The 7644-nt window shown below is 44.1% G+C and carries 7 protein-coding genes; 3 read left to right on the plus strand and 4 right to left on the minus strand.

Annotation, left to right across the window (positions count from 1 at the left end; genetic code table 11):
• From ACO6V1_RS21425 to ACO6V1_RS21440, 4 genes are all read right to left on the minus strand, one after another.
• Positions 1–644: thioredoxin domain-containing protein (locus ACO6V1_RS21425; protein ID WP_422468429.1), on the minus strand; the 644-nt coding region annotated here is incomplete at its 3' end.
• Between the two features lie 88 nt (positions 645–732).
• Complete coding sequence (gene ylqF, locus ACO6V1_RS21430) at positions 733–1629, minus strand: ribosome biogenesis GTPase YlqF (protein ID WP_422468431.1); 897 nt, start codon at positions 1627–1629, stop codon at positions 733–735.
• A gap of 381 nt (positions 1630–2010) precedes the next feature.
• Positions 2011–2784, minus strand: a complete 774-nt coding sequence (locus tag ACO6V1_RS21435; RefSeq protein WP_422450399.1) for a hypothetical protein — start codon at positions 2782–2784, stop codon at positions 2011–2013.
• A 352-nt stretch (positions 2785–3136) separates the two neighbouring features.
• Entirely contained in the window at positions 3137–4126 is a 990-nt protein-coding gene (locus ACO6V1_RS21440; protein ID WP_422468434.1) for a GNAT family acetyltransferase, read from the minus strand.
• Positions 4127–4403: 277 nt separating this feature from the next.
• Between ACO6V1_RS21440 and ACO6V1_RS21445 the strand changes: the two genes are divergently transcribed.
• The 3 genes from ACO6V1_RS21445 (at position 4404) to ACO6V1_RS21455 (ending at position 7398) form a co-directional block, all read left to right on the plus strand.
• Positions 4404–5243, plus strand: coding sequence for a hypothetical protein (locus ACO6V1_RS21445; RefSeq protein ID WP_422468436.1), 840 nt, complete (start codon positions 4404–4406; stop codon positions 5241–5243).
• Between the two features lie 54 nt (positions 5244–5297).
• Positions 5298–6164: a hypothetical protein gene (locus ACO6V1_RS21450; protein ID WP_422462638.1), complete on the plus strand. Its 867-nt coding sequence runs from the start codon at positions 5298–5300 to the stop codon at positions 6162–6164.
• 406 nt (positions 6165–6570) lie between these two features.
• Positions 6571–7398: a hypothetical protein gene (locus tag ACO6V1_RS21455; RefSeq protein ID WP_422450404.1), complete on the plus strand. Its 828-nt coding sequence runs from the start codon at positions 6571–6573 to the stop codon at positions 7396–7398.
• The last annotated feature ends 246 nt before the right edge of the window (positions 7399–7644 follow it).

The raw sequence follows: 7644 nt of genomic DNA on the forward strand, positions 1-7644 counted from the left end.
TATTGTGTCTCTTCCGCTGGAAGTTTGGTCAGGTAGGTGATCAGTGCGTTCAGCTCGTCATGGGACTTCAAGCTGCCCATATTGATCAGGTAACGGTTATTCACCATAAAGCCGGGAACGGCATGAACGTGTTCACCATACTGATTCCAGTCCAGTACTGTTCTCATCACTAACAGGTTATTCTGGTTCGCCTCGAAGTCAGACTGTTTCAGTCCAGCCTTTTCCAGGGTCTGGAAGAATTCCGCATCGTTTCGCCAGTCGCCCTTGCGCTCTACATGAAGGCGGCTGAAAAGAGCCTGTTTGACGGCGTTATGGCGCGGTGTGCCCTGGGTCATGGCCAATGCCAGGGTGGCCTGTTTGGCATAGGCACCCATAAAGTTCATATGCGCCTGTTTGAACTCAATGTCCTGCTGACTCAGCCAGCTCTTCAGGGTAATCAGTGGTCCTTTCTCCCACTGATAGCAGCCTCCGCAGTAAATAGAAAACAGCTCGGTCACGGTTGGCCTGGTAGAAGGGGCAAGCCCTTTAACGACTTTGTAATGGGGTCCTTCCTGAAACCGGCTGGTATTTTCAACGCTGTCCGTCGCTTTGGCAAAAGCCATCATCGGAAATGCAAACATAACTACCAATAACAACTTTCTCATCGGTATTATTTTCCTGTAGTCCTGTTGAATGGTGTGAATATCGAGAGGTTATCATTGTCCAAACCTCAGTGTCTGATAAATATGCTGGTTATTTTTCAGCCTTGTCTGCTTCTCTTGCCACTTTTGCTGCTTCCATGGCCTGCAGCTGGGTTGTAATCATTTCTGGTGTTTCCAGGGTAATACGACCGAGTTGGCCATCCCGGAACTCATTGATCAGAATTTCGGCAACCTTATGGGTATCGGCAATACCGCCCCTGCGCATACAGCCACGCCGCTGACCGATCCTGTCAAACAGCTCAATGCCGGTTTGCGGAATGTCCTTAAGCTGGTAACGCTGCAAGAGTGCATCCGGATAATGCTGCATCATAAACTCGGCCAGGTACATGGCAACGTCTTCAAACTCAATAACCGTGTTTTTGATGGCTCCGCTGATGGCCAGACGGTAGCCGCAATCTTCCGGCTCAAGCTTGGGCCAGAGGAAGCCGGGGGTGTCCAGCAAGACAATATTATTGGGCAGTTTGATTCTCTGCTGCTGCTTGGTGACCGCCGGCTCATTGCCGGTTTTGGCAACTGTGCGACTGGCCAGAATATTGATGGTGGTGGATTTGCCCACATTGGGGATACCAAGGATGATGGCCTTCAGCTGGCTGACCTCCAGATTTCGCTCAGGAACCATAGCGGGTGCCATATCCAGAATGCTGCGAATTTTGTCCGGTTGCTTCAGATTGACGGCAATGGCCTTCATGCCGGAAGTACGGTTGATATGGTCTACCCATTGTTGGGTGACCGCCGGATCAGCCAGATCACTCTTGTTGAGAATCTTGATGCAGGGTGTGTCTTTACGCAGGGAGGCAACCATCGGGTTCTCGCTGCTGAAGGGAAGCCGCGCGTCCAGCACCTCGATAATAAGATCCATCTTTGGTATCACTTCACGGATCTCTTTTTTGGCCTTGTGCATATGGCCGGGATACCAGTTTATTGCCATTGTTGGATCTATCTTGCCTGAATGAAAACGAGTTATTTTACTATGTATCGGATGCACCACAAACCACCAATTTGAAAAGATTAAAAGGTAGCGGCTGACCTGTTATGGTGGTGATGCGCCAGGCAATGGCAAGAGCGCATGCAGGGCAGTAGGGACGTGAAATAGAACGTTGTGTCAGCCGAACCTGGTAACTGTTTTGATCATCAGCCTCCTGGTACATGGTTTCAATGAGTTTGACGGGTTGTCGTGCCTCCGCACTCCGTTCGTCCTGAGCCTGTCGAAGGGCGAAAACTCCGAACTCTGATAGATCGTGCCAAGCACCCTTCGACTCCGCTCAGGGTGAACGGAGATTGTACACGTCAAACTCATTGAAACAATGTACTAGTAAATGGCACCAACACTCTGAATGCCTTTACTATCCCGCAAATAATAGGCGATCCATTTCAGTGCTCTTTTTTGCAGTGACCTGAGCGGTCTTCCTGCAATTTCCTCTGCTTCCTCAATCACTTCAAGGTAGCTTTTGCCCAGAAACTGCATCTGATAAGTGCCAATGACCATGCCTGTCCGGTCACTGCCAGCCTGACAGTGAACAAAAATGGCGGCAGGCCTGGTGTACTCCTGATTAAGTAATTTGTTGAGCTTGTCTACCAGTTTGTATACATCACCAATAAAGGGAAGTTTGAGCATGATGTGGAGAACTGACGTCGGGTAATAGTCAGGATTGGAAGCAGCACCATAAACCGGATGGTGGATCAGCTGCATCAAATCCGGGTTGATTTGGGCAAACATCTGTTCCTGTTTCAGTAAATGACGTTCACCGAGTTTGCTGATCAACGAAAAATCATAAATATAGATGTCTTCGGGAAGGGGGGTATGGAGCTGTTCCATACTTCTCTGGTTCATGGTGTCAATAAGCTTTTGATAGGCAAACCGGCCTTTGATAACGGGCATGTTGCCCCGGAACAGGTAGTTTCCGGACACAGGATTATAGTCAATCAGCCGGAGTTTCCGGGGGGAGAATGCCACTTCTTTTGGCTTGGGCCGGGAGTCTGCCGACGATAAATCGTTGGCTACAGGGCGTTGTGAGGCGGTGTTGCCCACCGTGGCAAACGAGAGCAGAACCAGTATTGAGATAAGCCGTCTGATAATAGTCATGATGTATTACATATTATGTGGAATCATAATATCAGACTGTTTTCTGCTCTGAGAGTTGCAAAGAGTTTTTGGAATCTATTCCCGTCAGCCTCCTGGTACATGGTTTCAATGTATTTGATGGGTTCCCTCTATCAATGACGCCCAAACTCCGTTCGTCCTGAGCGAAGTCGAAGGGCGTAAATACCATACTCTGAATAAAGACCGTGCCAATCACCCTTCGACTCCGCTCAGGGTGAACGAAGATTATACGTCTCAACCTTATTATTGAAGAGATGTACTAGGCAAGCGTTGATATCCATACCGTTCACACTGAGCGCTGTCGAAGTGCGGTGCTCCCATCCTTCGACTCCGCTCAGGGTGAACGGGGTGTAGGCGTATTAGCGCTTTCCTGCACCAGACGTTTTCCCAGGCTGATGACCTGGTCTGTCTGGTAACCCAGGGATTGATAGAAGGCCAAAACCTGTTGGTTGGCGCTGCGTACCTGCAGGTTGATCTTTGGGCATCCCAGCTTTGCCAGACGAGTTTCCAACTTTTCCATCAGGGTTCTGCCCAGTCCATATTGTTGCCATTGGGGAGCGACGGCCAGATAGTTCACCCAGCCTCTATGGCCCTCGTAACCCCCCATAACCGATGCAACGATTTCATTTTCGATCAGGCCTACCAGGAAAAGGCCGTCATTGATGGCCACTTTTCGATCGATATCACGTTGTGGATTATTCTGTGGAGTGGTCAGACCACACTGCTGCCATAGCCTGATAACCGCTTCGGTATCTTGAGGTTTGAAGGCGCGAACAGTCATTCCGGGGTGGGCTTTATGCTGCTGCGCGTGCTCTGGTTTCGGGGTTGCTACGGGTAATCGGATTCTGGACATCCGGTAGCTGTTGACCAGTTGTCCATCGCGAAAGGCATCACATTTGCTTTCACCTTCTATCTCAAAACCGAAGCCCTGGTAGAGGCTGATAGCCCGGGAGTTGTCGGTATAAACGTCTAATTCGATCCGCACCAGGTTCAACCAGTTGTCGGCGAGTTCTACCATGGCCGACATGAGCTGTTTACCGATGCCTTGTCCCTGGGCATCCGGATGCACGGTAATAGCAAAACTTGCGCAGTGTTTGCGTCGTGGGTTGTCCTGTATTTGTAACCCGAGAAGGCCAAGGATTTGTCCTGAGGACTCGGCTACCAGCTGTATATGGTTCTTGTCGTCCATATTGAACAGATTGTGCCAATACGCCTGGGGGCGGTAAGGGATCTGGCTGGTCTGGCGGGTTACTCCCGGGTCGCGGAAAAACTCTCCAATAGCGTGCAAGTCGGGAGTTTCGGCGTGCCGGATAATGGTATCCATGTTTTATTCTCTGTAATTCAATAGCATTGACTTTAGGCTATATAACCAGACAGTTTCAAGATGCAGGTTTTACATGCTGAAAGTTGTCATTCTTGCTGCTTAACCCGGATATTTCATAAACTGCCCCGAATCTCACGCAGTATTTGTTGTTCCGGGTATATTTATTGCCTTTCAAAATGGATCAATTGGTTGACTAGAGTGATAAGTGGGATTTTAAAATTTAGACTATCATGAGATTTCTAAATATGATTTATAAAAAAAGGAAGGAATTTTTAAGATGTATTCGACTACAGCATCCAGTATTCATTCTACTGCGGCTTCATCTGGTTCTATCGAAGATCCATCCTTGTCTGATGAAATCTTATCATTCGAAAAAGCAAGCAAGTTTGGGAGAATAATTGTTAAAGCACCAGATGCTGTTTCACAATTAACCTTGGCAAAAGCTATTCAGGAAATTAAAAATTTACCTACTTCTGATTTTGTCAATAGTGGCAATAGAATACGACAGGTTGAACTTGTTGCTTCAGAATACTCCAAGGTTTCACAGCATCCAACACAGGTAACATTTGATGCAGCTGGTAAACTTTCAGATACAGAAGCATTTGAAAGAAAATTTGCGCCCCATACAGATTCAATAAAGGCAATGTGTAAAGAGGCCTTGCAAACAATGGGACAAAAACTTAACTGGAAGGATTTCTCTATTGGGGTTCGTTGTAATGTGCTCAGGTATCAATTTACCCATGAACAAACACAGGTATGCAATATGGAATGGCATAAAGATGGATGTAATTTATCCATGACAACACTTTTATCGCCATATTATCAACACGGCAATGGTTTTACTGGTGGAGAATTGAGTTTTGCACAAAATTCCTTATTTTCTCCCGGAGTTCCTGTAGCGGGTACCATAAAAACACTTGAGTACAAAAAGCCGGGAGATGGCTTCATCTTTGATGGTTTGAAATCATTGCATAAAGTTGAAAACATGCATCTATTGCATGAAATTAAGGATGGAGAAGAAATCGTAGAAAGACTGCTGCTTCTTTGTTTTGCCTGGCCATCTATAGGTGATGTAATCGCTCTTTCAGAAGCACTTGGTGAAGAAAATTTAGTCTGAGCACCTAATCCAAAATTCAGATATGTTTTATAAAAAAAAGTAGGCATTTTTAATATGTATTCAACCGCATCATCAAGTGCTGAGTCTACAGTGGCTTTCACTGATTCTTTTGAAGGTTCATCCTTATCTGATAATAAGGAATCAATAAAGGCGGGAAATAATTCTGGAAGAGTGATTGTTAAGGTAACAAATACTGTTTCAAAAACAACCTTGGCAAAAGCGTTTCAGGAAATTGATAGATTAGCTACAATCGATTTTGAAAACAAAGGAAATAAATTTCAGGATATCACAATCATTGATCCAGAAAAACATAATAAATATCTATTTCCATCAACAGTAACATTTGACGCATCTGGTAAACTTTCAGATACAGAGGTCTTTGATAAAAATTTTAAGCCGAATACAGATTCAATAAACAAAATGTGTAAAGAGGCCTTGCAAACAATGGGGCGCAAACTCCACTGGAGGAATTGTACTGTGGAGGCTTGGTGCTCTTTGATCAGGTACCCATTCACCAGTGAACAAACATTGATATGTAATATGCCATGGCATAGAGATAAATGTACTTTATCCATGACAACACTGTTATCTCCATATAATCAACACGATAATGGTTTTTGTGGTGGAGCATTGAGTTTTGCAAAAGATTCAAATGTTTCTAGTACTCTTCCTAGAAGTTCTTCTGGTATTCCTGAAAAATCTACCATAAAAACATTTGAATACAAAGAGCAAGGAGACGGCTTCATCTTTGATAATATTAACTCACTTCATAAAGTTAAAAAAATGTATGTATTGAATGAAAAGAAGCTTAAAGAACGCCCCGTGCAAAGATTGTTGCTTGTTTGCTTTACTAATCCATCTGAAGATGATGTAAGACATCTTTCAGTAGCGCTTGGTGAAGAAAATTTAGCTTTAGTTTAACTTAACTCCAAAACCAAGGGGTGTTGCAGGTTCAGCCTTCTGGATTTTTGTAAGGCTGGTATGGGCAGGTGGAGAATACAGTTTAAATTAACCGGCTGGCTACCGCCCGAATCATAGTTGTGTCAGGTGCCAACCAGTTGAACTTAATTGCTTGCAAATTAATTTTTAGGGCGTGCTGGGAGTTTTTAAAATTTAGACTATATTGAAATTGCTTGATTTTATAGTGGACGATTAGCCAGCTTATTTAATCTCCTGACCTGAAAGATTACAGCCATTTGGATAATTTCTCTTTGTTCAATGGTGTCAGTTATCTTAACCCCTCGCAGTGAAAATTATTAAACACACTGTCAGATCATTCCACCTTAAAATCTAAATATGATATTTTAAGATAGTAAGGAATTTTTATATGTATTCAGCTAAACCATTTCAAGAAAATTTAATTGCAGCTAATATAGCTAATGCTGATTATGTTGAAGAGATATTAATGTCTCAAAAGGTAACAGAATCTGAAAGAAAGAATTATGCTGGAAAAATAATTATTAAAGTGCCTAATGCTGTTTCAAAATTAGCCATGGAAAAAGCACATCAGGAAATTGATAGTTTGCCTACCTGTAAGTTCCTTAACAATGGAAATCAAATGCAGCGAGTCAACATTAGAGCTGAAAATGTGAACCGTGTATTTTCAACAGTAACATTTGATGAAAATGGTAAGCTTTCAGGTACAGAGGGCTTTGACCAAAATTTTGCGCCACATACAGAGTCAATAAATGAAATGTGTAAAGAGGCCTTACAATCCATGGGGCGCCAACTCAATTGGAAGAATTTTACTGTGAAGGTTCATTGTGGAGTGCTCAGGTATATATTTACCCCGGCACAACAAGAGATATGTAATATGCCCTGGCATAAAGATGCCTCTTCTTTAAGCATGACAACTCTTTTATCCCCCTATATCCAACAAAACAATGGTTTTTCTGGTGGAGCATTAAGTTTTGCAGAAGAATCAGATACTAAGTGCGTTCCTGTAGGAAAAACCATAAAAACAGTTGAATACGAAAAACCTGGCGATAGCATCATCTTTAATGGACTCCATAAAGTTGAAGATATGCACGTATCAGATGTAGATGAGCTTACCAAACGTCCGGTAGAAAGAAGGTTGCTTACCTGCTGTGCTGAGCTCACTGAAGATTATGTAAGAAACCTTATAGCAACGCTTGGTGAAGAAAATTTAGCTTGAGTATCCAAGGCCAAATCAGGGGTTGCTGCAAATGCAGTTTCCTGAATTTGTTAAAAACACTCTAAAAAATGGCTCAATCCCTAGCCCGGATATTTCATAAACGTGCTCCCGCTCTCGCTTGTCCTTTGCCGCTCTAAGGGAGTTTTGTTCAGTCGACCGTACTCCCCGGTACGGCGCTCCCTCACAAAATCCCTTAGAGCGACAAAGTCCGGCGCGAGATTCGGGGCAGTTTATGAAATATCCGGG

Origin of the sequence: Endozoicomonas sp. ALC013 (assembly GCF_049310205.1) — a bacterium.
Classification (GTDB): domain Bacteria; phylum Pseudomonadota; class Gammaproteobacteria; order Pseudomonadales; family Endozoicomonadaceae; genus Endozoicomonas.

Coding starts and splice junctions, on each gene's coding strand:
- ylqF (WP_422468431.1), bottom strand. CDS start 1,629: ATGGCAATAAACTGGTATCCCGGCCATATGCACAAGGCCAAAAAAGAG.
- ACO6V1_RS21435 (WP_422450399.1), bottom strand. CDS start 2,784: ATGACTATTATCAGACGGCTTATCTCAATACTGGTTCTGCTCTCGTTT.
- ACO6V1_RS21440 (WP_422468434.1), bottom strand. CDS start 4,126: ATGGATACCATTATCCGGCACGCCGAAACTCCCGACTTGCACGCTATT.
- ACO6V1_RS21445 (WP_422468436.1), top strand. CDS start 4,404: ATGTATTCGACTACAGCATCCAGTATTCATTCTACTGCGGCTTCATCT.
- ACO6V1_RS21450 (WP_422462638.1), top strand. CDS start 5,298: ATGTATTCAACCGCATCATCAAGTGCTGAGTCTACAGTGGCTTTCACT.
- ACO6V1_RS21455 (WP_422450404.1), top strand. CDS start 6,571: ATGTATTCAGCTAAACCATTTCAAGAAAATTTAATTGCAGCTAATATA.